Source organism: Plantibacter flavus, assembly GCF_900177615.1.
GTDB classification, from domain to species: domain Bacteria; phylum Actinomycetota; class Actinomycetes; order Actinomycetales; family Microbacteriaceae; genus Plantibacter; species Plantibacter flavus.
In genome coordinates, this window is the sequence record NZ_FXAP01000001.1 from 145,578 (window position 1) to 169,174 (window position 23,597).

Annotated in this window: 33 protein-coding genes; all 33 read left to right on the top strand. The window is 66.4% G+C overall.

What is annotated here, in order from left to right; genetic code table 11:
• The first annotated feature begins 20 nt into the window (after positions 1-20).
• Complete coding sequence (locus tag B9Y95_RS00615; protein ID WP_085511008.1) at positions 21-662, top strand: spermidine/putrescine ABC transporter substrate-binding protein; 642 nt, start codon at positions 21-23, stop codon at positions 660-662.
• A 120-nt stretch (positions 663-782) separates the two neighbouring features.
• Positions 783-2,237, top strand: coding sequence for a hypothetical protein (locus B9Y95_RS00620; protein ID WP_085510247.1), 1,455 nt, complete (start codon positions 783-785; stop codon positions 2,235-2,237).
• A gap of 348 nt (positions 2,238-2,585) precedes the next feature.
• Complete coding sequence (gene rpsL / locus B9Y95_RS00625; RefSeq protein WP_056008169.1) at positions 2,586-2,960, top strand: 30S ribosomal protein S12; 375 nt, start codon at positions 2,586-2,588, stop codon at positions 2,958-2,960.
• The gene (gene rpsG / locus B9Y95_RS00630) at positions 2,960-3,430 is read left to right on the top strand and encodes a 30S ribosomal protein S7 (protein ID WP_064296707.1); all 471 of its coding nucleotides are present in this window, start codon (positions 2,960-2,962) and stop codon (positions 3,428-3,430) included. The genes rpsL and rpsG overlap by 1 nt, the downstream gene beginning before the upstream one ends.
• A gap of 87 nt (positions 3,431-3,517) precedes the next feature.
• The gene (gene fusA, locus B9Y95_RS00635; RefSeq protein ID WP_079705261.1) at positions 3,518-5,632 is read left to right on the top strand and encodes an elongation factor G; all 2,115 of its coding nucleotides are present in this window, start codon (positions 3,518-3,520) and stop codon (positions 5,630-5,632) included.
• 141 nt (positions 5,633-5,773) lie between these two features.
• Entirely contained in the window at positions 5,774-6,964 is a 1,191-nt protein-coding gene (tuf, locus tag B9Y95_RS00640; protein ID WP_064296705.1) for an elongation factor Tu, read from the top strand.
• 176 nt (positions 6,965-7,140) lie between these two features.
• The gene (locus B9Y95_RS00645) at positions 7,141-8,955 is read left to right on the top strand and encodes a DUF4012 domain-containing protein (protein WP_143736288.1); all 1,815 of its coding nucleotides are present in this window, start codon (positions 7,141-7,143) and stop codon (positions 8,953-8,955) included.
• A gap of 469 nt (positions 8,956-9,424) precedes the next feature.
• Positions 9,425-9,733 (top strand): 30S ribosomal protein S10, encoded by a 309-nt coding sequence (rpsJ, locus tag B9Y95_RS00650; RefSeq protein ID WP_005050520.1) that lies wholly within the window; start codon positions 9,425-9,427, stop codon positions 9,731-9,733.
• A gap of 24 nt (positions 9,734-9,757) precedes the next feature.
• Positions 9,758-10,411, top strand: a complete 654-nt coding sequence (gene rplC / locus B9Y95_RS00655; protein ID WP_056008154.1) for a 50S ribosomal protein L3 — start codon at positions 9,758-9,760, stop codon at positions 10,409-10,411.
• 4 nt (positions 10,412-10,415) lie between these two features.
• Positions 10,416-11,081, top strand: coding sequence for a 50S ribosomal protein L4 (gene rplD, locus B9Y95_RS00660; RefSeq protein WP_079705263.1), 666 nt, complete (start codon positions 10,416-10,418; stop codon positions 11,079-11,081).
• Positions 11,078-11,377, top strand: a complete 300-nt coding sequence (rplW, locus tag B9Y95_RS00665) for a 50S ribosomal protein L23 (RefSeq protein ID WP_056008147.1) — start codon at positions 11,078-11,080, stop codon at positions 11,375-11,377. Before rplD ends, rplW begins: the two co-directional genes overlap by 4 nt.
• Before the next feature lie 28 nt (positions 11,378-11,405).
• Positions 11,406-12,245: a 50S ribosomal protein L2 gene (rplB, locus tag B9Y95_RS00670; protein WP_064296701.1), complete on the top strand. Its 840-nt coding sequence runs from the start codon at positions 11,406-11,408 to the stop codon at positions 12,243-12,245.
• A gap of 12 nt (positions 12,246-12,257) precedes the next feature.
• Positions 12,258-12,539: a 30S ribosomal protein S19 gene (gene rpsS, locus B9Y95_RS00675; RefSeq protein WP_064296700.1), complete on the top strand. Its 282-nt coding sequence runs from the start codon at positions 12,258-12,260 to the stop codon at positions 12,537-12,539.
• Positions 12,540-12,565: 26 nt separating this feature from the next.
• Positions 12,566-12,958, top strand: coding sequence for a 50S ribosomal protein L22 (gene rplV, locus B9Y95_RS00680; RefSeq protein ID WP_056008137.1), 393 nt, complete (start codon positions 12,566-12,568; stop codon positions 12,956-12,958).
• A complete protein-coding gene (gene rpsC / locus B9Y95_RS00685) occupies positions 12,958-13,746 on the top strand; it encodes a 30S ribosomal protein S3 (protein WP_064296699.1) in 789 nt (262 codons plus the stop codon). The genes rplV and rpsC overlap by 1 nt, the downstream gene beginning before the upstream one ends.
• 2 nt (positions 13,747-13,748) lie before the next feature.
• Complete coding sequence (gene rplP, locus B9Y95_RS00690) at positions 13,749-14,168, top strand: 50S ribosomal protein L16 (protein ID WP_056008131.1); 420 nt, start codon at positions 13,749-13,751, stop codon at positions 14,166-14,168.
• On the top strand, positions 14,168-14,503 hold the full coding sequence (rpmC, locus tag B9Y95_RS21135) for a 50S ribosomal protein L29 (protein WP_079705264.1): 336 nt from the start codon (positions 14,168-14,170) through the stop codon (positions 14,501-14,503). The genes rplP and rpmC overlap by 1 nt, the downstream gene beginning before the upstream one ends.
• 2 nt (positions 14,504-14,505) lie before the next feature.
• Positions 14,506-14,826: a 30S ribosomal protein S17 gene (gene rpsQ / locus B9Y95_RS00700; RefSeq protein ID WP_056008125.1), complete on the top strand. Its 321-nt coding sequence runs from the start codon at positions 14,506-14,508 to the stop codon at positions 14,824-14,826.
• A gap of 31 nt (positions 14,827-14,857) precedes the next feature.
• A complete protein-coding gene (gene rplN / locus B9Y95_RS00705; RefSeq protein ID WP_064296696.1) occupies positions 14,858-15,226 on the top strand; it encodes a 50S ribosomal protein L14 in 369 nt (122 codons plus the stop codon).
• A 3-nt stretch (positions 15,227-15,229) separates the two neighbouring features.
• Entirely contained in the window at positions 15,230-15,589 is a 360-nt protein-coding gene (gene rplX, locus B9Y95_RS00710) for a 50S ribosomal protein L24 (protein WP_056008121.1), read from the top strand.
• Entirely contained in the window at positions 15,589-16,173 is a 585-nt protein-coding gene (gene rplE, locus B9Y95_RS00715; RefSeq protein WP_056008119.1) for a 50S ribosomal protein L5, read from the top strand. The genes rplX and rplE overlap by 1 nt, the downstream gene beginning before the upstream one ends.
• 145 nt (positions 16,174-16,318) lie before the next feature.
• Complete coding sequence (gene rpsH, locus B9Y95_RS00720) at positions 16,319-16,717, top strand: 30S ribosomal protein S8 (protein WP_064296695.1); 399 nt, start codon at positions 16,319-16,321, stop codon at positions 16,715-16,717.
• Between the two features lie 6 nt (positions 16,718-16,723).
• Positions 16,724-17,260 carry a 50S ribosomal protein L6 gene (gene rplF / locus B9Y95_RS00725; protein ID WP_064296694.1) on the top strand — a complete coding sequence of 179 codons (537 nt, stop codon included), beginning with the start codon at positions 16,724-16,726 and terminating at the stop codon, positions 17,258-17,260.
• A 2-nt stretch (positions 17,261-17,262) separates the two neighbouring features.
• Positions 17,263-17,622, top strand: coding sequence for a 50S ribosomal protein L18 (gene rplR, locus B9Y95_RS00730; protein ID WP_064296693.1), 360 nt, complete (start codon positions 17,263-17,265; stop codon positions 17,620-17,622).
• A gap of 38 nt (positions 17,623-17,660) precedes the next feature.
• Positions 17,661-18,329, top strand: coding sequence for a 30S ribosomal protein S5 (rpsE, locus tag B9Y95_RS00735; RefSeq protein ID WP_229939737.1), 669 nt, complete (start codon positions 17,661-17,663; stop codon positions 18,327-18,329).
• Positions 18,329-18,511: a 50S ribosomal protein L30 gene (gene rpmD, locus B9Y95_RS00740; RefSeq protein ID WP_079001710.1), complete on the top strand. Its 183-nt coding sequence runs from the start codon at positions 18,329-18,331 to the stop codon at positions 18,509-18,511. The genes rpsE and rpmD overlap by 1 nt, the downstream gene beginning before the upstream one ends.
• Positions 18,511-19,107 (top strand): 50S ribosomal protein L15, encoded by a 597-nt coding sequence (gene rplO, locus B9Y95_RS00745; protein ID WP_079705265.1) that lies wholly within the window; start codon positions 18,511-18,513, stop codon positions 19,105-19,107. The genes rpmD and rplO overlap by 1 nt, the downstream gene beginning before the upstream one ends.
• A gap of 93 nt (positions 19,108-19,200) precedes the next feature.
• Positions 19,201-20,529, top strand: coding sequence for a preprotein translocase subunit SecY (secY, locus tag B9Y95_RS00750; protein WP_085510249.1), 1,329 nt, complete (start codon positions 19,201-19,203; stop codon positions 20,527-20,529).
• A complete protein-coding gene (locus B9Y95_RS00755) occupies positions 20,526-21,134 on the top strand; it encodes an adenylate kinase (RefSeq protein ID WP_085510250.1) in 609 nt (202 codons plus the stop codon). The genes secY and B9Y95_RS00755 overlap by 4 nt, the downstream gene beginning before the upstream one ends.
• Positions 21,135-21,155: 21 nt before the next feature.
• The gene (gene map / locus B9Y95_RS00760; protein ID WP_085510251.1) at positions 21,156-21,995 is read left to right on the top strand and encodes a type I methionyl aminopeptidase; all 840 of its coding nucleotides are present in this window, start codon (positions 21,156-21,158) and stop codon (positions 21,993-21,995) included.
• A 57-nt stretch (positions 21,996-22,052) separates the two neighbouring features.
• A complete protein-coding gene (locus B9Y95_RS00765; protein ID WP_085510252.1) occupies positions 22,053-22,937 on the top strand; it encodes an aminodeoxychorismate lyase in 885 nt (294 codons plus the stop codon).
• Positions 22,938-23,086: 149 nt separating this feature from the next.
• On the top strand, positions 23,087-23,308 hold the full coding sequence (gene infA / locus B9Y95_RS00770) for a translation initiation factor IF-1 (protein WP_017885304.1): 222 nt from the start codon (positions 23,087-23,089) through the stop codon (positions 23,306-23,308).
• 80 nt (positions 23,309-23,388) lie between these two features.
• On the top strand, positions 23,389-23,502 hold the full coding sequence (rpmJ, locus tag B9Y95_RS00775; protein ID WP_021759549.1) for a 50S ribosomal protein L36: 114 nt from the start codon (positions 23,389-23,391) through the stop codon (positions 23,500-23,502).
• Positions 23,503-23,597: the final 95 nt, after the last annotated feature.

The window sequence follows — 23,597 nt, forward strand, 5'->3', positions numbered from 1 at the left end:
AGGCACTACCCTCGGTGAGTATGGAGCGCTCGCTCGAGACCAGCGTGAGCCAGGCCGTCGACGCCTGGCTCCGGTGGTTGCCGCGCTGGCACCCCGCCGCCCACCGCGGACGCACCCGGATCTGCCGCCGGTGCATCGGGTCGCCGATCCTGCGAGCGGCCGGCCTCGTCGACGACGTCCCGCACCAGGTGCAGCACGGCCTCGCCACCCGGATGAAGGCCCTCGTCGACCATGCCGTGGCCGAGTACACCGAGCGGAACCTCCCCGTCCTCCGCGCCGAACTGCGCGCGGCGGACCTGCGCGAGGCGCAGCGCTCCTACCGCCCGGGGGAGGGACTCGACCCGGAGTTCGACGGGCTGCAGCTCGACCCCGACCCGGATCCCGAGCAGCCCTACCTCTTCACCCTCGCGGAGCTCGGCGAATCCCAGGCGAGGACCGTCCCGCCACCGCCGCCGTTGTCGGACGACGCGAAGGAGGCGCTGCGTACCGAGATCGCCCTCGCCGACCAGTGCGCGAACGAGACCGGGCGCCGCATCTGCGAACTCCTGGTCGGGCATCGCCTCGCCATCCACGACGCCGTCGAGCGGTACGTCGAACCGCAGGTCACCGCGCTCCTCGACGACCTCGCGCTCGAGCTGGATTCGCCCAGCTCGCCCTGGTAGCCGTCGGGGCTCACCCGAACGCAGGAGGGGAGATCTCCCCATCGTGCTGTCCGACACCCGTCACTATACTTTCGAGCACTTGTCATCAGCACGATCCATGCTCATTGGGGGCGCAACACCATGACCGATCCCGGAGATCAGAACCCGCAGCAGCCCCAGTGGCAGCGACCGCCCGCTCAACCCGACCCGCAGCAGGGATGGCAGGGAAACGGTCCGCAGCAGTCGGGCTCAGGCCAGCAGCAGACGGGGCAGTACGGACAGCAGTCGCCATACGGGCAGTCGCCGACCCAACCGTCAGGGCAGTACGGGCAGCAGTCCGGCCAGTACGGTGAGCAGTCGCCCGGGCAGGACAGCCAGCAGACGGGTCAGTTCAGTCAGCAGACCGGTCAATACGGTCAGACCGCGCAGTACGGCCAGCAGCCGACCGAGCAGTTCGGTCAGCAGGGCACCGGTCAGTACGGCCAGCAGCCCACGGGGCAGTACGGCCAGCAGCCCACCGAGCAGTACGGCCAGGCGCCGTACGCGCAGGGCGCGGGCGGGTCCGGCGGAGGGCAGCAGCCGCCCAAGAAGAAGCTCTCGAAGAAGGGGCTCACCGGCATCATCGCCGGTGGCAGCGCCCTCCTCCTCATCATCGTGGGTGGCATCGTCGGCGTCAGCGTCGGCAACGCCCTCCACGCCCCGGAGGTGACGGTCAAGAGCTATCTCGACGCCCTCAAGTCGGGCGACGCCGAGCAGGCGCTCAAGCTCTCCGGCACCGAGGTGTCGGCGGCCGACGTGCTGCTCACCGACGACGCGTACAAGGCGGCGTCCGGCAAGGTCTCCGGTTACACGATCGGGAAGACGACGACCAGCGGGAACACCGCGACCGTCCAGGCCCGTCTCACCCAGGGTGGCGAGAGCGTCGACCAGGAGTTCACGCTCACCAAGGTCGGCAAGGACGCCGTGCTCTTCGACAAGTGGAAGCTCGAGGCTCCCGAACTCAGCACGGTCCAGGTCGACGTGGTCGCCCCTGAGGACGCGGTCGCGACGGTCGGGGGCGTCGACCTCACCGACGTCGAACCGATCGCCGAGGGGTCGTACCAGCTGCGCGCCCTGCCGGGTACCTACGACGTCGCCCTCAGCGAGAGCGACTGGTACACCGCCGAGGCGACGACCACGACGGCCGTGGGCTTCGGTCAGGCTGCGGAACCGGCGACGCTCGCCGTCGCCCTCACCGACGCCGGGACGACCGCCGTCGAGGAGGCCGTCAACGCGTACATCGACGGCTGCGGTGCGGCGACGGAGCTCGCCCCTGAGGGGTGCCCCTTCGAGATCCGCAACGACACCGGCTTCACCCCCTCCGGCGTGACCTGGAAGTTCGACACGCGCCCGACCTTCACGGTCGGCGACTTCTCGGGCGGTGGCTGGACCGTCGACTCCGAGACCGTCGGACGCATGTCGATGACCTGCACGCTGACCGACCCGGCCACCGGCCAGACCGGCCCGGGCTACAGCATCAACCCCGTCGACTTCGTCGTCGGCGGCACGATCGAGGGCTTCACCGACGAGGGCGCGACCTTCGTCCCGTCGCCTTAGACGCCGAGCTGAACGGCCTCTGGGAGCGATGCTCCCAGGGGCCGTCATCGTTTGACCACAGGCTGTCGGCGGGCTAGTGTTGGTTGGGTGTGCGCGCTGTCGTGCGCTCTCGTGCTGTCCACGTTCTCCGGAGCCTGGCTCGGGGGAGTGGACAGCAGTCTTGCACCATCGGGTTGATCCCCGCCGGGCTGGTCCCGGTTGCAAGATCGCCCCCACGGCATACCCACCATGAAAGCGACGCGCACTCGCGCGGCGCCGGTGGGTCCATACGACCTCGTGATCCGGGAGACCGGTCCACGAATGCTGCAGTACCACTGTCACCGTGCAGTCATCATCAAGGAGCAAGTAGTGCCAACCATTCAGCAGTTGGTTCGGAAGGGCCGCAGCCCCAAGGTCGTCAAGACCAAGGCGCCCGCCCTGAAGAGCAACCCCCAGCAGGCCGGCGTGTGCACCCGCGTGTACACCACCACCCCGAAGAAGCCGAACTCGGCGATGCGCAAGGTCGCCCGCGTGAAGCTGCGCAACGGCACCGAGGTCACCGCGTACATCCCCGGTGAGGGCCACAACCTCCAGGAGCACTCGCTGGTCCTGGTCCGTGGTGGTCGTGTGAAGGACCTCCCGGGTGTCCGTTACAAGATCGTCCGTGGCGCCCTCGACACGCAGGCCGTCAAGAACCGCAAGCAGGCTCGCAGCCGCTACGGCGCGAAGATGGAGAAGAAGTAATGCCTCGCAAGGGTCCAGCTCCGAAGCGTCCCGTCGTCGCCGATCCCGTCTACGGCGCCCCCATCGTCAGCCAGCTCGTCAACAAGATCCTGCTGGACGGCAAGAAGGGCCTCGCTGAGCGCATCGTCTACGACGCACTCGAAGGCGTCACCGCCAAGAACCAGGGCGATGCCGTCGTCACGCTCAAGAAGGCGCTCGACAACGTCCGCCCGACCCTCGAGGTGCGTTCGCGCCGCGTCGGTGGTTCCACCTACCAGGTGCCGGTCGAGGTCAAGCCTCACCGCGCCAACACCCTCGCCCTGCGCTGGCTCGTGAGCTACGCGAAGGGCCGCCGCGAGAAGACGATGACCGAGCGTCTCCAGAACGAGATCCTCGACGCATCGAACGGTCTCGGTGCAGCCGTCAAGCGTCGTGAAGACACGCACAAGATGGCCGAGTCGAACAAGGCGTTCGCGCACTACCGCTGGTAGTCGCCGCCCGATGCGAGGGCGGGCGATCCGCCCGCCCTCGCGTCACCGAGTGAATCAGCTCACCCCTACCTATCCCCGGAGGACCCCGTGGCACAAGACGTGCTCACCGACCTGAACAAGGTCCGCAACATCGGCATCATGGCCCACATCGATGCCGGCAAGACCACCACCACCGAGCGCATCCTGTTCTACACGGGCGTCAACCACAAGATCGGCGAGACCCACGACGGTGCGTCGACGATGGACTGGATGGCGCAGGAGCAGGAGCGCGGCATCACCATCACGTCCGCCGCGACGACCTGTTTCTGGAACAAGAACCAGATCAACATCATCGACACCCCCGGCCACGTCGACTTCACGGTCGAGGTCGAGCGTTCGCTCCGCGTCCTCGACGGCGCGGTCGCGGTGTTCGACGGCAAGGAGGGCGTCGAGCCCCAGTCCGAGACCGTCTGGCGTCAGGCCGACAAGTACGACGTCCCGCGCATCTGCTTCGTCAACAAGATGGACAAGCTCGGCGCCGACTTCTACTTCACCGTCGACACGATCATCAGCCGCCTCGGCGCGAAGCCACTGGTCATCCAGCTGCCGATCGGTGCCGAGTCCAACTTCGAGGGCGTCGTCGACCTCGTCGAGATGCGTGCACTCACCTGGCGCGGAGACGCCAAGGGTGACGTCGAGATGGGCGCCAAGTACGCCATCGAGGAGATCCCGGAAGACCTCAAGGAGAAGGCGGCCGAGTACCGCACCGCGCTCCTCGAGGCCGTCGCCGAGACCGACGACGCACTCATGGAGAAGTACTTCGGTGGCGAAGAGCTGACCGTCGCGGAGATCAAGGCCGCGATCCGTCACCTCACCATCACGAGCACCATGTACCCGGTCCTCTGTGGCTCCGCGTTCAAGAACCGCGGCGTCCAGCCGATGCTCGACGCCGTCATCGACTACCTCCCCTCCCCGCTCGACGTCCCGGCCATCGAGGCCCACGACGCGCGCGACGAGGAGAAGGTCGTGGAGCGTCACCCCGACTCGACCGAGCCCTTCACCGCGCTCGCGTTCAAGGTCGCGGTGCACCCGTTCTTCGGTCGCCTCACGTACGTCCGCGTCTACTCGGGTCGTCTCGACTCCGGTGCGCAGATCATCAACTCGACCAAGGGCAAGAAGGAGCGCATCGGGAAGATCTTCCAGATGCACGCCAACAAGGAGAACCCGGTCGACTTCGTCACCGCCGGTCACATCTACGCGGTCATCGGCCTGAAGGACACCACCACCGGTGACACCCTCTCCGACCCGCAGAACCAGGTCGTCCTCGAGTCGATGAGCTTCCCGGAGCCCGTCATCGAGGTCGCGATCGAGCCGAAGACCAAGGCCGACCAGGAGAAGCTGGGCACCGCGATCCAGAAGCTGGCCGAAGAGGACCCGACGTTCCGCACCGAGCAGAACACCGAGACCGGCCAGACGGTCATCAAGGGCATGGGCGAGCTCCACCTCGACATCCTCGTCGACCGCATGAAGCGCGAGTTCAACGTCGAGGCAAACGTCGGCAAGCCGCAGGTCGCGTACCGCGAGACCATCAAGCGCAAGGTCGAGAAGTACGGCTACACGCACAAGAAGCAGACCGGTGGTTCGGGTCAGTTCGCGAAGATCCAGTTCGATCTGGAGCCGATGGACGTCACTCCGGAGACGACCTACGAGTTCGTGAACGCCGTGACCGGTGGTCGCATCCCGCGCGAGTACATCCCGTCGATCGACGCCGGTTTCCAGGACGCCCTGCAGGTCGGTGGCCTCGCCGGCTACCCGGTCGTGGGTGTCAAGGCGATCATCACCGATGGTGCGGCGCACGACGTCGACTCCTCGGAGATGGCGTTCAAGATCGCTGGCTCGATGGGTCTCAAGGAGGCCTACTCGCGTGCCAACCCCGTCCTCCTCGAGCCGCTCATGGCGGTCGAGGTGCGTACTCCTGAGGAGTACATGGGCGACGTCATCGGAGACCTCAACTCGCGCCGTGGACAGATCCAGTCCATGGACGACGCCACCGGCGTCAAGGTCATCCGTGCCAACGTGCCGCTCTCCGAGATGTTCGGTTACATCGGCGACCTCCGGTCGAAGACCTCTGGTCGTGCCGTGTACTCGATGACGTTCGAGAGCTACGCGGAGGTCCCGAAGGCTGTCGCCGACGAGATCATCCAGAAGAACAAGGGCGAGTAGTCACTCACTCTCTCTTCACCGCGGTCCGGCCGGGTGTGCGAACACCCGGGCGGATCGCGTAACATGAATACACATCCCTGCAGTGCGTCGGGCATCGAATGGTGCCCGGCGTCCCGCACAACGTCCTGAGGAGGACTCACAGTGGCAAAGGCCAAGTTCGAGCGGACCAAGCCGCACGTCAACATCGGTACGATCGGTCACGTCGACCACGGCAAGACCACGCTCACCGCGGCGATCTCGAAGGTCCTGGCGGACAAGTTCCCGTCCGCGACCAACGTGCAGCGCGACTTCGCGTCGATCGACTCCGCGCCGGAAGAGCGTCAGCGTGGTATCACGATCAACATCTCGCACGTCGAGTACGAGACCCCGAAGCGCCACTACGCGCACGTCGACGCCCCCGGTCACGCCGACTACATCAAGAACATGATCACCGGTGCTGCGCAGATGGACGGCGCGATCCTGGTCGTCGCCGCCACTGACGGCCCGATGGCTCAGACGCGTGAGCACGTGCTGCTCGCCAAGCAGGTCGGCGTCCCCTACCTGCTCGTCGCGCTGAACAAGTCCGACATGGTCGACGACGAGGAGATCCTGGAGCTCGTCGAGCTCGAGGTCTCCGAGCTCCTCGCCTCGCAGGGCTTCGCTGAGGACGCACCGGTCGTCCGCGTCTCGGGCCTCAAGGCGCTCGAGGGCGACGAGAAGTGGGTGCAGAGCATCCTCGACCTCATGGACGCCGTGGACGCCAACGTCCCCGACCCCGTGCGCGACAAGGACAAGCCCTTCCTCATGCCGATCGAGGACGTCTTCACGATCACCGGTCGTGGAACCGTCGTCACGGGCCGCGCCGAGCGTGGCACGCTCGCGATCAACTCCGAGGTCGAGATCGTCGGCATCCGCCCGACGCAGAAGACGATCGTCACGGGTATCGAGATGTTCCACAAGCAGCTCGACGAGGCGTGGGCCGGCGAGAACTGTGGTCTCCTGCTCCGTGGCACGAAGCGTGAAGACGTCGAGCGCGGCCAGGTCGTCGTGAAGCCGGGTTCGGTCACGCCGCACACGAACTTCGAGGGCACCGCGTACATCCTGTCCAAGGATGAGGGTGGGCGTCACAACCCGTTCTACGCGAACTACCGTCCGCAGTTCTACTTCCGCACCACCGACGTCACCGGCGTCATCACGCTGCCCGAGGGCACCGAGATGGTCATGCCCGGCGACACCACCGACATGACCGTTGAGCTGATCCAGCCCATCGCCATGGAGGTCGGCCTCGGCTACGCCATCCGCGAGGGTGGCCGCACCGTCGGCGCCGGCACCGTCACCAAGGTGCTCGCGTAAGCATCCGCTGACGCGAACCCCTGATCGACCTCAAGGTCGACACGGTTCCACACGAAGGGCCCGGAGCATTTCGCTCCGGGCCCTTCGTCGTGCGCGCCGTGAGCCGGTCGGCACCCTGGCGGCACATATGTAAGATATCGGGCGACCCACTCTGCATCGAGCCGCCCGAGGTGACCGTGTCCCGTTCGTCCATCCGTCCGCGTCGTCTGTCGTGCCCACGTGTCCTGATCCCGAGCGTCGTCGCCCTGTCCGCCGTGCTCGGCATCGCTGGCGCCACCGTGTCGGCGGCGGTGGAGGCCATGTCCGTCCGGGACGAGCTCGCATCGGTCCTGCCGGAGCTCGAGACGATCCGGGCGGGCGTCGACGGCGTCGACACCGACGCGATCGACCCTGCCGCCGTGGAGCGTGCAGGAGATGCGGTCGAGCGGGCCCTGGCGTCGACGCGGCGGCCCGACTGGTGGCTCGCGGAACGCGTGCCCGTCTCCGGGGCGAACTTCGAGGCGGTGCGCGCGGCCGTCGAGGCGGCCCACGTGGTCGTCGACGAGGTCGTCGAGCCGGTCCTCGCCCTGTCCGTCGATGGATTGGCGGTCGACGGGCGACTGGACACGGAGCGGGTGGGGAGGCTCGCCCGGACCTCGGCGCGTGCGCTCGAGCGACTCGAGGAGCAGGTGGCACGCCTCGACCGCCTCGACCGTTCGGTGCTTCTGCCGCAGGTGGCGTCGGCGCTGGGCGGACTCGACGGACCGATGCGCGAGGCCTCATCGCTCGCCGCGCGGCTCGCACCGGTGCTTCGGGCGCTGCCGGGGTTCCTGGGGGAGGAGGGGTCGCGAGACGTGGTCGTCCTGTTCCAGAATTCGGCGGAGAGCCGAGCCCTCGGTGGCATCGCAGGAGCTTCGGTGCTCGTGCACGTCGAGGAGGGCGGGCTCAGCGTGACCAGGACCCTCGGCGGCGCGGACTTCGTGTCGCACACCGATCCGGTGGTGCCCCTGCCGGCCGATGCCGACGCGCTGTACCGGACCGAGGGCTACGCCTCCGCGGGCACCTCGATCCACGAGGTGACCGCGCGGCCGGACTTCCCCTATGGAGCGCGGGCAGCCTCGCTGCTGTGGCAGGAGAGTCAGGGCGTCACCCCGGACCTGGTGCTCGCCGTGGACCCCGTCGCCTTGTCCTACCTGCTTCGAGCGACCGGTCCGGTCGTGCTCGCCGACGGTACGGAGGTGTCGAGCGACACGGTCGTCGACACGCTGCTGAACGGCGTGTACCGAGACCATCCCGGGCTGAGCGACGAGGCGAACCGGGCGCAGGACGCGACCTTCACCGCCGTCGTGCAGGCGCTCACCTCGCAGCTGCAGGCGGGGTCCCTGGTGGTGCCCCGGGCGATCGACGGCTGGGTCCAGGCGGTCGACGAGCGGCGTCTCCTCGCGTGGAGCCCCGACCGCGTCGAGGAGCGAGCGCTGGTGCTCGCCGGGGTCGGCGGCGCGCTGCCCGAGCGTTCGCCTCGGTCGGTCCCGTTCGGGCTGTACCTCTCCGACGCCGTCGGTTCCAAGCTCGAGTACTACCTCCGACAGCAGGTCCGTGTCCGTGCAGGGTCGTGCGACGTCGACGGGACCCGCACGGTGATGGTCACGTCGGAACTCTCCAACACGATCGACACGGAGTCGGAGCTCGACACGGAGGCGTTCGACTACATCGCGGGGTTCCACGAGCGTGAGGGGCTCCCACGTGGTTGGATGCGCCTGCGGGTCATGGCCTACGCGCCCGACGGTGCCGACATCCGCTCGGTCCGTGTGGACGGCGCCGAGGTCCCGTACACGGCCGGATCGGACGACGGACGCCCCGTGGCCTACATGGTGGTGACGATCGCGCCGGGGGCGACGGTGACGCTCGACGTCGACGCGGACGTGTCCGGTGCGACGGTCGACGCGGTGCGGTTCGCGGGCACCCCGGGGGTGCGTCCCGTCGAGGTCGACGACGTCGTCGAGTCCTGCTGAGCGGCGGCGCAGCGGTGCTCGCGACGCCCGAGACTGGGCGGATCCTGACCATCCGCCGCCCGCGACACGCCCGGGTTGCACGCATGGTGGATCCGTGGCAAACTAGTCCAGTTCAGTATTTCGGACGAGCGTGCCTGTGCGCGCTCCGGCGGATCACTGCCAGGTAGTGCATAGGAGCTCCCAGACGCGGCAACGCGACAGGGATCGAGCCTAGGCCGCGGGTAGCAGAACACCAATCACTTCATCGCAATCCAGGTCGTAGCAGTGCTGCGCCCAGCGCCGACCACGAGTCGGGGTGGAAGCCGGTGGATGACCACGAGGGTCGCAAGACACGAGTGGTCGTTGACAGCAGAACAGTGGTGCGACACCAGTAGTGCCAATGGCGCGGAGCAACCGAACGTTGCAAAGCGCACGATATGCGTCCAATACGGAGCGATCCGCACGACGCGAGACAGAGAGTGAGTCACACATGGCGGGACAGAAGATCCGCATCCGACTGAAGTCGTATGACCACGAGGTCATCGATACTTCGGCGCGCAAGATCGTCGACACGGTCACCCGTGCAGGCGCAACCGTCGTCGGCCCCGTGCCGCTTCCGACGGAGAAGAACGTGGTCTGCGTGATCCGTTCGCCGCACAAGTACAAGGACAGCCGGGAGCACTTCGAAATGCGCACCCACAAGCGTCTGATCGACATCATCGACCCGACCCCGAAGGCCGTCGACTCGCTCATGCGTCTCGACCTGCCGGCGGACGTCAACATCGAGATCAAGCTCTGAGCTCGGTAGAGACGGAAGGAAGACATGTCTAACACGAAGACCAGCAAGGGTCTGCTCGGCACCAAGCTCGGCATGACCCAGGTGTGGGACGAGAACAACAAGCTCGTTCCCGTCACCGTCATCGAGATCACGCCCAACGTGGTCACGCAGGTTCGCACCCCCGAGGTCGACGGCTACGACGCCGTGCAGATCGCGTACGGCCAGATCGATCCCCGCAAGGTCAGCAAGCCTGACGCGGGTCACTTCGACAAGGCCGGCGTGACGCCGCGTCGTCACCTCACCGAGGTCCGCACCGCCGACGCATCCGAGTACTCGCTCGGCCAGGAGCTCACCGTCGACGGTGTCTTCGAGGCCGGCCAGAAGGTCGACGTCGTCGGCACTTCGAAGGGTAAGGGTTTCGCCGGTGTCATGAAGCGTCACAACTTCAAGGGAACGGGCGCATCTCACGGTGCTCACCGCAACCACCGCAAGCCGGGCTCCATCGGCGCCTCCTCGACCCCGAGCCGTGTCTTCAAGGGCATGCGCATGGCCGGTCGTATGGGTGGCGAGCGCGTCACCGTGCTGAACCTCCGGGTTCACGCCATCGACGCCGAGAAGGGCCTGCTGCTCGTCAAGGGTGCCGTTCCCGGCGCTCGTGGCCGCATCGTATTCGTCCGCACCGCAGTGAAGGGAGCGTAGTTCCATGGCTATCGCTACTCTCGACGTGCTCGACACCAAGCTCAAGAAGGCCGGCACCGTCGACCTTCCTGCCGAGGTGTTCGACGTTCAGACCAACATCCCGCTCATCCACCAGGTGGTCGTCGCGCAGCTCGCTGCCGCCCGCCAGGGGACGCACAAGACCAAGCGCCGCGGCGAAGTGTCCGGTGCCGGCCGCAAGCCGTTCAAGCAGAAGGGTACGGGTAACGCTCGTCAGGGCTCCATCCGTGCACCTCAGATGACCGGCGGTGGCATCGTCCACGGTCCAGTGCCCCGCAACTACGCACAGCGCACCCCCAAGAAGATGATCGCCGCGGCTCTCCTCGGCGCCATCTCCGACCGCGCACGCGGCAGCCGCCTGCACGTCGTCGACTCCCTCTCGATCGGTGAGAAGCCGTCGACGAAGGCCGTGTCCGAGTACCTGACGAACGTCGCTTCCTCGAAGCACGTCCTGATCGTCCTCCAGCGCGACGACGAGGTCAGCCTCCGCAGCGTCCGCAACCTGCAGAACGTGCACGTGCTGTCGTACGACCAGCTGAACGCATACGACGTGCTCGTCTCCGACGACATCGTCTTCACCAAGGCCGCCTTCGAGGCATTCGTCGCCAGCAAGACCGGCAACACGGCCGCAACCGAGGAGGTCTCGGCATGACCGCGATCAACAAGGACCCCCGCGACGTCATCTTCGCGCCGGTCGTCTCCGAGAAGAGCTACAGCCTGATCGACGAGGGCAAGTACACCTTCCTCGTCGACCCGCGCTCGAACAAGACCGAGATCAAGCTCGCCATCGAGAAGATCTTCGGTGTCGAGGTCGCTTCGATCAACACCCTCACCCGTCAGGGCAAGACCCGTCGCACCAAGTTCGGCACCGGCAAGCGCAAGGACACCAAGCGCGCCATCGTGTCGCTCAAGTCGGGTTCCATCGACATCTTCACGGCTGTTGGCTAAGACGGCCGGGAACGAAGAGGAATAAGAAATGGCTATTCGTAAGTACAAGCCCACGACTCCTGGTCGTCGCGGTTCGTCTGTCGCGGACTTCGCGGAGATCACCCGCACCACGCCGGAGAAGTCGCTGCTTCGTCCGTTGTCGAAGACCGGTGGTCGCAACAACCAGGGCCGCATCACGACGCGTCACATCGGTGGTGGCCACAAGCGCCAGTACCGTCTGATCGACTTCCGTCGCAACGACAAGGACGGCGTCAACGCCAAGGTCGCTCACATCGAGTACGACCCCAACCGCACCGCGCGTATCGCGCTGCTCCACTTCGTGGACGGCACCAAGCGCTACATTCTCGCTCCGAACAAGCTCAGCCAGGGCGACGTGGTCGAGTCGGGTGCCGGCGCGGACATCAAGCCCGGTAACAACCTGCCGCTGAAGAACATCCCCACCGGTACGGTCATCCACGCGATCGAGCTCCGTCCCGGCGGCGGCGCGAAGATGGCCCGCTCCGCGGGTGCATCGGTGCGTCTCGTCGCGAAGGACGGCCCGTACGCGCAGCTCCGTCTGCCGTCCGGCGAGATCCGCAACGTCGACCTGCGCTGCCGCGCCACCATCGGTGAGGTCGGCAACGCCGAGCAGTCGAACATCAACTGGGGTAAGGCCGGCCGTAAGCGCTGGCTGGGCGTCCGCCCGACCGTCCGTGGTGTCGCGATGAACCCGATCGACCACCCGCACGGTGGTGGTGAGGGCAAGACCTCCGGTGGACGTCACCCGGTCAGCCCGTGGGGCCAGAAGGAAGGCCGCACGCGCCACCCCAACAAGGAAAGCGACAAGCTCATCGTTCGTCGTCGTACCGCCGGCAAGAAGCGTAAGTAGGAGTAAGAGAAGATGCCACGCAGTCTCAAGAAGGGCCCCTTCGTCGACGACCACCTGCTCCGCAAGGTCGTCACGGCGAACGAGGCCAACAACAAGAACGTGATCAAGACCTGGTCGCGTCGATCGATGATCATCCCGGCGATGCTGGGTCACACCATCGCCGTCCACGACGGTCGCAAGCACATCCCGGTGTTCGTCACCGAGACGATGGTCGGGCACAAGCTCGGCGAGTTCGCGCCCACCCGCACCTTCCGTGGACACGTGAAGGACGACAAGAAGGGCCGTCGCCGCTAACGCGGTGACGTGAAGGAGGAAGAGAAATGGTGGAGTCGATCGCCCGCGTGCGACACATCCGCGTCACCCCCCAGAAGGCCCGTCGTGTCGTCGCGCTCATCCGTGGCAAGCAGGCTCAGGAGGCCTTGGCCATCCTGAAGTTCGCACCACAGAGCGCCAGCGAGCCCATCTACAAGCTCGTTGCCTCGGCCATCGCGAACGCTCGCGTCACGGCCGACAAGGACAACGTGTTCCTTGACGAGCAGGACCTGTACATCGCGAAGGCGTACGTCGATGAGGGTGCAACCCTCAAGCGTTTCCGTCCCCGCGCACAGGGCCGCGCGTTCCGCATCCTCAAGCGCACCAGCCACATCACCGTCGAGCTCTCGACGCCTGATGAGACTGCCGGCGCTGCCAAGGCCAAGAAGGTGAGCAAGTAATGGGTCAGAAAGTCAATCCATACGGCTTCCGTCTGGGAATCACGACCGACCACGTGTCGCGTTGGTTCTCCGACAGCACGAAGAAGGGTCAGCGTTACAGCGACTTCGTCGCGGAAGACGTCAAGATCCGCCGTCTGCTGGCGACCTCGCTCGACCGCGCTGGTGTCAGCCGCATCGAGATCGAGCGCACCCGTGACCGCGTCCGCGTCGACATCCACACCGCCCGTCCGGGCATCGTGATCGGTCGCCGTGGCGCCGAGGCCGAGCGCATCCGCGCCGACCTCGAGAAGCTCACGAAGAAGCAGATCCAGCTGAACATCCTCGAGGTCAAGAACCCCGAGGCCGACGCTCAGCTCGTCGCGCAGGGCATCGCCGAGCAGCTCTCCGCACGTGTGGCCTTCCGCCGCGCGATGCGTAAGGGCCTGCAGGGCGCTCAGCGCACGTCCACCGTCAAGGGTGTCCGCATCCAGGTGTCCGGCCGCCTCGGCGGCGCCGAGATGAGCCGTTCCGAGTTCTACCGCGAAGGCCGTGTGCCGCTGCACACGCTCCGCGCGAACATCGACTACGGCTTCTACGAGGCGAAGACCACGTTCGGCCGCATCGGCGTGAAGGTCTGGATCTACAAGGGCGACATCACCAACAAGGAGCTTGCTCGCGAGCAGGCCAACCAGAAGTCGACGCGTCCGGAACGTCGCGACGGTGGCGACCGCCCCCGTCGGAACGCCGGTCCGAGCAGCGCCCCCAAGGCAGCTGCTGAGGCGCCCGCCGCCGCAGGAGTTGAGGCATAACCATGTTGATCCCACGCAAAGTCAAGCACCGGAAGCAGCACCACCCCGGCCGTTCCGGCCAGGCGACCGGTGGCACCAAGGTGTCGTTCGGTGAGTACGGTATCCAGGCCCTGACGCCCGCTTACGTGACCAACCGTCAGATCGAGTCCGCTCGTATCGCCATGACGCGTCACATCAAGCGCGGCGGAAAGGTGTGGATCAACATCTACCCCGACCGTCCGCTGACCAAGAAGCCCGCCGAAACCCGCATGGGTTCCGGTAAGGGTTCGCCCGAGTGGTGGGTCGCGAACGTCAAGCCGGGTCGTGTGCTGTTCGAGGTCGCCGGAGTCGATGAGACCCTGGCCCGCGAGGCGCTGACCCGTGCAATCCACAAGCTGCCCCTCAAGGCACGCATCATCAAGCGCGAGGAGGGCGACGCATAATGGCGATCGGATCCAAGGAGCTCACCCCCGTCGAGCTCGACACCTTTGAAGACCAGCGCCTCCTCGAGGAGCTCCGCAAGGCCAAGGAAGAGCTGTTCAACCTGCGCTTCCAGTCGGCCACGGGGCAGCTCGAGAACCACGGCCGCCTGCGCGCCGTGAAGCGCGACATCGCTCGCATCTACACGGTCATCCGTGAGCGCGAGCTCGGCATCCGGGCCACGCCGACCGTCGAGGTCGTCGAGGCCAAGGCTGAGAAGAAGACCAAGAAGGCCAAGGCCGCACCGAAGTCTGAGGACACCGCTGCAGCCGACGCCGAGACCACGAAGGAGGCCTAGACATGGCTACCGCTACTGACAAGGCCCCCGAGGGTCACGAGTCGGCCGAGCACGACGTCAAGGACGCCGCTGCTCGTGGCTACCGCAAGACCCGCCGTGGTCTGGTGACCAGCGACAAGATGGAGAAGACCATCGTCGTCGAGGTCGAGGACCGCGTGAAGCACCCGCTCTACGGCAAGGTCATCCGCCGCACCTCCAAGGTCAAGGCTCACGACGAGGCGAACTCCGCCGGCATCGGCGACCTCGTCCTGATCAGCGAGACCCGCCCCACCAGCGCCACCAAGCGCTGGCGTCTGGTCGAGATTCTCGAGAAGGCCAAGTAGGCCTCGCGGCTTACTGAGAGGAAAGCGAACAATGCTTCAGCAAGAATCACGAGTCAAGGTCGCCGACAACACCGGCGCCAAGGAGCTCCTGACCATTCGCGTGCTCGGTGGCTCCGGCCGCCGCTACGCGGGCCTCGGTGACACCATCGTCGCGACCGTCAAGGACGCGATCCCCGGTGGCAACGTCAAGAAGGGCGACGTCGTCAAGGCGGTCATCGTCCGCACCCGCAAGCAGACCCGTCGTTCCGACGGTTCGTACATCAAGTTCGACGAGAACGCCGCTGTCATCCTGAAGGCTGACGGGGACCCCCGTGGTACCCGCATCTTCGGACCGGTCGGTCGCGAGCTTCGTGACAAGAAGTTCATGAAGATCGTCTCGTTGGCGCCGGAGGTTATCTAAGTCATGGCAAAGATCAAGAAGGGCGACCTGGTTCAGGTCGTCTCCGGCCCGAAGCAGGACCGCGGTGGTTACCGCGGCAAGCAGGGTCGCGTCATCGAGGTCCTGGCGGACAAGAACCGGGTGATCGTGGAGGGCGTCAACTACGTCACGAAGCACTCCCGTGTCGGCCAGACCCAGCGTGGAACGAAGACCGGCGGCATCGAGACCGTCGAGGCTTCGATCCACATCTCCAACGTCGCGCTCGTCGACCCGGAGACCAAGGGCCCGACCAAGGTCGGCCACCGCAACGAGGAAGTCACGAAGGACGGCGTCACCAAGACGGTCCGCGTTCGTTACGCCAAGAAGTCAGGTAAGGACCTGTAATGACCGACACAGAAGTGGCGACTGGCAAAATCCAGCCCCGTCTCAAGCAGAAGTACCGCGCTGAGATCCTTCCGCAGCTGCAGAAGGACTTCGGCTTCACGAACGTGCACCAGGTGCCCGGACTCGTGAAGGTCGTCGTCAACACCGGTGTGGGCGAGGCCGCTCGCGACAGCAAGGTCATCGACGGCGCTGTTTCGGACCTCACCAAGATCACCGGCCAGAAGCCGCAGGTCACCAAGGCACGCAAGTCCATCGCGCAGTTCAAGCTGCGCGAGGGCCAGCCCATCGGCGCCCACGTCACGCTTCGTGGCGACCGCGCTTGGGAGTTCCTCGACCGCCTGCTGAGCCTCGCTCTTCCGCGTATCCGCGACTTCCGCGGTCTCTCGGACAAGCAGTTCGACGGCAACGGCAACTACACCTTCGGTCTCCAGGAGCAGTCCATGTTCCACGAGATCGACCAGGACAAGATCGATCGTGTCCGCGGCTTCGACATCACCGTCGTGACCACGGCCAAGAACGACGACGAGGGTCGCGCGCTGCTCAAGGCGCTCGGCTTCCCGTTCAAGGCGGCTGAGTCCAAGTAGGCTGAGCTTCTGCCCGGTCCTCGGTGTATGTCGAGGACCGGGCTTCCGCCCGTTCGGGGCACTCCTGCCCAGAACGGTTCAACCACCACAGGTCGGCACCCTTGCACAGGATGTCGAAACCTGGTGAACAAAGGAAACACTCGATATGACCATGACAGATCCGGTCGCAGACATGCTGACCAGACTGCGCAATGCGAACTCGGCGCACCACGACACCGTGTCGATGCCGCACTCCAAGCTCAAGGTGAACATCGCCGAGATCCTCAAGTCCGAGGGCTACATCTCCGGCTGGGAGGTCGCTGACGCGGCCGTCGGACAGACGCTCTCGCTGAGCCTCAAGTTCGGCCCGAACCGCGAGCGCTCCATCGCCGGCATCAAGCGCGTCTCGAAGCCCGGCCTCCGCGTCTACGCGAAGTCGAACGAGATCCCCAAGGTCCTCGGCGGCCTCGGCGTCGTCATCCTGTCCACCTCCAGCGGCCTCCTCACGGACCGCCAGGCCGAGAAGAAGGGCGTGGGTGGGGAAGTCCTCGCCTACGTGTGGTAGCCAGTCATGTCTCGTATTGGAAGACTCCCCATCGACATCCCGGCAGGCGTCACCATCGACGTCGCCGGTCAGAACGTCACCGTCAAGGGCCCGAAGGGTGAGCTCCAGCTCACCGTCGCGAGTCCCATCGAGGTCAAGCTCGAAGACGCACAGCTGCTCGTCACGCGTCCCGACGACGAGCGCAACTCGCGCTCGCTCCACGGCCTGACCCGCACGCTCATCGCGAACCAGATCATCGGCGTCACCCAGGGCTACACCAAGGGCCTCGAGGTCGTCGGTACCGGTTACCGCGTCGCTCAGAAGGGCAGCGCCGTCGAGTTCGCGCTCGGCTTCTCGCACCCCGTCACCGTCGAGCCGCCGGTCGGCATCACGCTGACCGTCGAGGGCAACAACAAGCTCACGGTCGCCGGTATCGACAAGCAGGCCGTCGGCGAGGTCGCCGCCAACATCCGTAAGATCCGCAAGCCCGAGCCGTACAAGGGCAAGGGTGTGCGCTACGCCGGCGAGATCGTGCGTCGCAAGGCCGGAAAGGCTGGTAAGTAACCATGGCTCGTCCAACGAAGACTGCCGCACGTGGCCGTCGCCACACGCGTCTGCGCAAGAAGGTCGAGGGTACCGCGGTCCGTCCGCGCCTCGTCGTCAACCGTTCAGCCCGTCACGTGTTCGTGCAGGTTGTCGATGACACGAAGGGTCACACCCTCGTCTCCGCCTCGACCATGGAGGACACCCTCCGGACGTTCGACGGCGACAAGACCGCCAAGTCGCGCAAGGTCGGCGAACTCATCGCCGAGCGTGCCAAGGCAGCCGGCATCGACGATGTCGTATTTGACCGTGGAGGCAACCGCTACGCAGGTCGCGTGGCAGCAATTGCCGATGGTGCTCGAGAGGGCGGATTGAACCTGTGAGCGAAGACAACAAGCAGCAGCAAGAGCCTGTGGCGACCGTGGCCGAGGCCCCGGTCGAGACCGCGGCATCGACGGCGCCCACCGGTGACCGTGAGCCGCGCGAGGCGCGCCGCGGAGGCCGCGAGCGCAACCCCAACCGCGACCGCGGTAGCCGCGACAGCGACAAGAGCCAGTTCCTGGAGCGCGTCGTGACCATCAACCGTGTCTCGAAGGTCGTGAAGGGTGGTCGTCGCTTCAGCTTCACCGCCCTCGTGGTCGTCGGTGACGGCAACGGCATGGTCGGCGTCGGCTACGGCAAGGCTCGCGAAGTCCCGCTCGCGATCGCGAAGGGCGTCGAAGAGGCGAAGAAGAACTTCTTCCGCGTCCCGCGCGTCGGCTCGACCATCCCGCACCCCACCCAGGGTGAGGCAGCAGCCGGTGTGGTGCTCCTGCGCCCCGCCGCAGCTGGTACCGGTGTCATCGCCGGTGGTCCCGTCCGCGCCGTCCTCGAGTGCGCCGGCATCCACGACGTGCTGAGCAAGTCGCTCGGTTCGTCCAACACGATCAACATCGTCCACGCGACCGTCACGGCGCTGAAGCAGCTCGAGGAACCTCGTGCCGTCGCAGCCCGTCGTGGTCTCGAGTTCGACCAGGTCGCTCCGGCCCGCCTGCTCCGTGCAGAGGCAGAGGCCGTTCAGGCGGCCGCTGCTGCGAAGGTAGGTGCCTGATGGCCCAGCTGAGGATCACCCAGATCAAGGGCAGAATTAGTGAGAAGCAGAACCAGCGCGACACGCTTCGCAGCCTGGGTCTCCGTCGCATCGGTGCTGTCGTCGTCCGCCCGGACAACGCGCAGAACCGCGGCTACGTGAACACTGTTGCTCACCTCGTACAGGTTGAGGAGATCGACTAATGGCTGAGAAGAACGAAACCACTGAGGAGAAGGCCCCCAAGGCCGCTGCGAAGGCAGCTCCGAAGACGGCTGCCGCGAAGGCCGAGCCCAAGGCGAAGGCGGCCCCCAAGGCCGCCGCAGCCAAGAAGCCCGCGAAGGACGAGCCCGCTGAGAAGCGCGAGCAGGTCCTGAAGGTGCACCACCTGCGTCCGGCCGCCGGGGCCAAGAAGTCCCGGATGCGCGTCGGCCGTGGTGAGGCGTCCAAGGGTAAGACCGCGGGTCGCGGTACCAAGGGTACGAAGGCGCGTTACAACGTCAAGGTCGGCTTCGAGGGTGGGCAGATGCCGCTGCACATGCGCACCCCGAAGCTCCGTGGCTTCAAAAACCCCTTCCGCGTCGAGTACCAGGTCGTGAACCTGGAGAAGCTCGCCGAGCTGTACCCGAAGGGTGGCGACGTCACCACGGTGGACCTCGTGGCCAAGGGTGCCGTCCGGAAGAACGAGAAGGTCAAGGTTCTCGGAAACGGTGACATCTCGGTTAAGCTGAATGTCGCGGTTGACAAGGTCTCCGGCTCAGCTGAGCAGAAGATCGTGGCAGCCGGGGGCAGCGTCAAGTAGCCCTCGGCCGGCTCCGCACAGGAGCTCACTCGGGTGGCCGGCATCATGCCGGTCACCCGGGCCGACCCCGCAACATCTCACAGGAGGCCCCTTTTGTTCAGCGCCATCGGCCGGATCTTCCGGACCCCGGATCTTCGTCGCAAGATCGGGTTCACGCTCGGGATCATCGCCATCTACCGGCTGGGGTCCTTCATCCCCGCTCCGTTCGTGAACTTCCCGAACGTGCAGCAGTGCCTCGCGAACCAGCAGGCCGCCGGCGCATCAGGCCTCTACGAGCTCGTCAACCTCTTCAGTGGTGGCGCGCTCCTCCAACTCTCCATCTTCGCGCTGGGCATCATGCCCTACATCACCGCGTCGATCATCGTCCAGCTCCTCCGCGTGGTCATCCCGCACTTCGAGACCCTGCACAAGGAAGGCCAGTCCGGCCAGGGCAAGCTGACGCAGTACACGCGGTACCTCACGATCTTCCTCGGCATCCTCCAGTCGACGACGCTCATCACGGTCGCCAAGAGCGGTGCACTGTTCGGCAACCAGGGCGGCGTCTGCGCCGACCTCATCACCGCCCAGGGCGGCACCTGGTACGGCATGCTCCTCATGGTCGTCACCATGACCGCCGGCACCGGCCTCGTCATGTGGATGGCCGAGCTCGTCACCGAGCGCGGCGTCGGCAACGGCATGTCGCTCCTCATCTTCACCTCGATCGCAGCCACGTTCCCGGGCTCGCTGGCCGCCATCTGGACCGCGAAGGGCCCGGAGGTCTTCCTCCTCGTGCTCGCCGTCGGCCTAGTGATCGTCGGACTGGTCGTCTTCGTCGAGCAGTCGCAACGTCGCATCCCGGTGCAGTACGCGAAGCGGATGGTCGGACGCCGGACGTACGGCGGCAACAACACCTACATCCCCATCAAGGTCAACATGGCCGGTGTGGTGCCCGTCATCTTCGCGTCGTCGATCCTGTACCTGCCGGCCCTCATCGCGCAGTTCAACCAGCCGACGACCGGCACCCCGGCGCCCTGGGTCCTGTGGATCCAGCAGTACCTCACCAAGGGTGACCACCCGCTGTACATGCTCATGTACTTCCTGCTCATCGTCGGCTTCACCTACTTCTACGTCGCGATCACCTTCAACCCCGAAGAGGTCGCCGACAACATGAAGAAGTACGGCGGGTTCATCCCCGGCATCCGTGCCGGACGCCCGACGGCCGAATACCTCGACTACGTCCTGACCCGCGTGACCCTGCCCGGATCGATCTACCTGGGGTTGATCGCCCTCCTGCCGCTCATCGCGCTGGCGCTCGTGGGTGCGAACGCGAACTTCCCGTTCGGTGGGGCGTCGATCCTCATCATCGTGGGTGTCGGACTCGAGACGGTCAAGCAGATCGACTCGCAGCTCCAGCAGCGCCACTACGAAGGGCTCCTGCGTTGAGCGCGGCGGCCGGCAAGCCCCGTCTGCTCATCGTCGGTCCTCCGGGATCCGGCAAGGGCACGCAGGCGGCCTTCCTCTCGGAGCGCTTCGGCATCCCCGCGATCTCGACGGGTGACATCTTCCGCGCCCACATCAAGGGCGGCACGCCGCTCGGCAAGCAGGTCCAGGAGCTCGTGCGTGGGGGCGGGTACGTTCCCGACTCGGTCACGAACGAGATCGTCCGGGGCCGTCTGCACGAGCCTGATGCGATCGACGGATTCCTCCTCGACGGGTACCCGCGGACGACCGACCAGGTCGTCGCGCTGGACGCGCTGCTCGCCGAGAGCGGAGCGAGTCTGGACGCCGTCGTGCTGTTGGAGGCCGACACCGAAGAGGTCGTGGTGCGGCTGCTGAAGCGTGCTGAAGCCGAAGGTCGTCCCGACGACACGGAAGAGGTCATCCGTCACCGGCTGGAGCTCTACGCGCAGGAGACCGCCCCGCTGATCGAGGTCTTCACCGCTCGTGGACTCGTCGTGGCCGTCGACGGTCTCGGTGAGGTCGCCGAGGTCACCGCCAGGATCGACGCGGCCCTCGCCGCCCGCGGCATCATCGTCCCGGCCGTCTGACGCACCGACACGTCCGCCACGGTGTTCCGGAAGTCGATCTACAAGACCCCTGACCAGATCCGCGCCATGATCGCGCCGGGGCTGGCCACAGCGGCCTCGCTCGATGCGGTTCGCGCGCTCGTCGCGCCTGGCGTGACGACGCTGCAGCTCGACGCGGCTGCCGAGGCGGCCATCGTCGCGGCCGGCGGGCACTCCAACTTCAAGCTCGTCCCCGGCTATCGCCACACGGTCTGCACCTCGGTCAACGAGGACGTGGTCCACGGCATCCCCGGGTCTCGCGTGCTGCAGGCCGGCGACATCGTGTCGATCGACAGCGGCGCCGAGATCGACGGCTGGAACGGCGACTCCGCGATGACCATCGTGCTGACCGATCTCACGCGCCCGGAGCTTGTCACCGAGCGCGAGCGCCTCTCGGCGGTGACGGAGGGTTCGCTGTGGGCCGGGATCGCCGAGCTCGCGACCGCCCGACACCTCAACCAGGTCGGTGCCGCGATCGAGGAGTACGTCGAGGACCACTCACCCGAGGGGAAGCCCTACGGGATCCTCACCGACTACGTCGGGCACGGTATCGGACGCACGATGCACGAGGCGCCACCGGTGTTCAACTACCGGGTCCGCCAGCGTGGCCCCGAAGTGAAGCCCGGACTCGTGGTGGCCATCGAACCGATGGTGGTCGCCGGGAGCCCTGACACCTTCGTCCGCGATGACGAATGGACCGTCGCCACGCTCGACGGTGGTTCGGCTGCGCACTGGGAGCACAGCGTCGCCGTGCACCGCGACGGCATCTGGGTCCTGACCGCTCACGACGGCGGCGCCGAGGCCCTCGCCGCGTTCGGCGTCACCCCCGTCCGTCCCGCCTGACCGAGCGGCCGCCCGGTCGCCGTCCGGACCTCGTCCGTCCCGGTAGAGTTGCTCGGCATGAGCGTGCCGATCGTGTTCCTTCTCGATGTCCTCCCCGCAGACGCCGTCATCGACGACGTCGACCTCGCGGCCAGGATCACGCCGGCCGGCGACGGGTCCGGCGTCTTGAGCGTCTTCGACCTCGGCCCAGCGCGGGGGGACGGGATCTTCGAGACGATCGGTGTCGTCGGCCGGCACCCGCAGTCGGTCGAGGCGCACCTCGATCGGCTGACCGAGTCGGCGGCGATCCTCGATCTGCCCGCGCCGAACCACGCACAGTGGCGGCTCGCCATCGCGCGCGCGATCGCGGAACTCCCCGACGTCGATCAGAGCGCCGTCCGACTCGTCGTGACGCGGGGGAGTGGCGGACGCCCGACCGCGTGGATCTCGGCGACGCCGGCTGACGGCTTCCCCGAGCGCGAGAACGGCATCGAGGTCGTCCTGCTCGACCGAGGCCTCCCGAGTGATGTGCAGGAGCGTTCGCCGTGGCTGCTCGCCGGCGCCAAGACGCTGTCGTACGCGGTCAACATGGCCGCGCTCCGTGAGGCGCACCGACGTGGAGCGGACGACGTGCTCTTCGTCAGCAGCGACGGCTTCGTCCTCGAGGGCCCCACCTCCACCGTGGTCGTACGGATCGACGGGACCTTCGTGACACCGCCTCCGTCGAGTGGCATCCTGCCCGGCACCACCCAGCTCGCGCTCTGGGCCCATCTCGAGGAGCAGGGGCTCCCACACGAGTACCGGATGCTGACGCCGGAGGACGTGCTCGACGCGGAAGCGGCGTGGTTGCTCTCCAGCGTCCGACTGGCCGCGCCGGTGCGTGCCGTGGACGGACGTCCGCTGCCGATGGACGCCGGTCTCACGGCGCGGATCAACGACGCGCTGCTCTCCCGCACAGACTGACGGGCCCTGGCCGGCGTTGAGTTGGCGAAACCCGGAAACATAGCATAGAATCGATCTTTGGTGCTTTCTGCATGCCTTCGGCGAGCCGACATCCGCACCGCAATCCATCCGCACGACCAGTGCGACTCAACCTGAGCGACAGTGAGGCTATGGCCAAAAAAGACGGCGTCATCGAGATCGAGGGCCAAGTGGTCGAGGCTCTGCCCAACGCGATGTTCCGCGTTGAGCTGACCAACGGACACAAGGTACTTGCCCACATTTCGGGCAAAATGCGTCAGCACTACATCCGCATCCTCCCAGAGGACCGCGTGATCGTGGAACTGACCCCCTACGACCTGACCCGTGGTCGGATCGTCTACCGCTACAAGTAGGTCGCGCTGTAAGTAACGGCCGGACGCGCCGCCACCATCCGGTGGTGGGCCCGGCACGATGACAGCGAAAAGAGAGAACTATGAAGGTCAAGCCCAGCGTCAAGAAGATCTGCGACAAGTGCAAGGTCATCCGTCGCAACGGCCGCGTCATGGTCATCTGCGAGAACCCGCGCCACAAGCAGCGCCAGGGTTGATCTCAGAGGATCTGCAGCACGCAGCCCTGAGCACCACAGCACCACCCCTCTAACGGCAGTTCCAGATCCCGCAGCACATCATGCGCCGCGGGTGA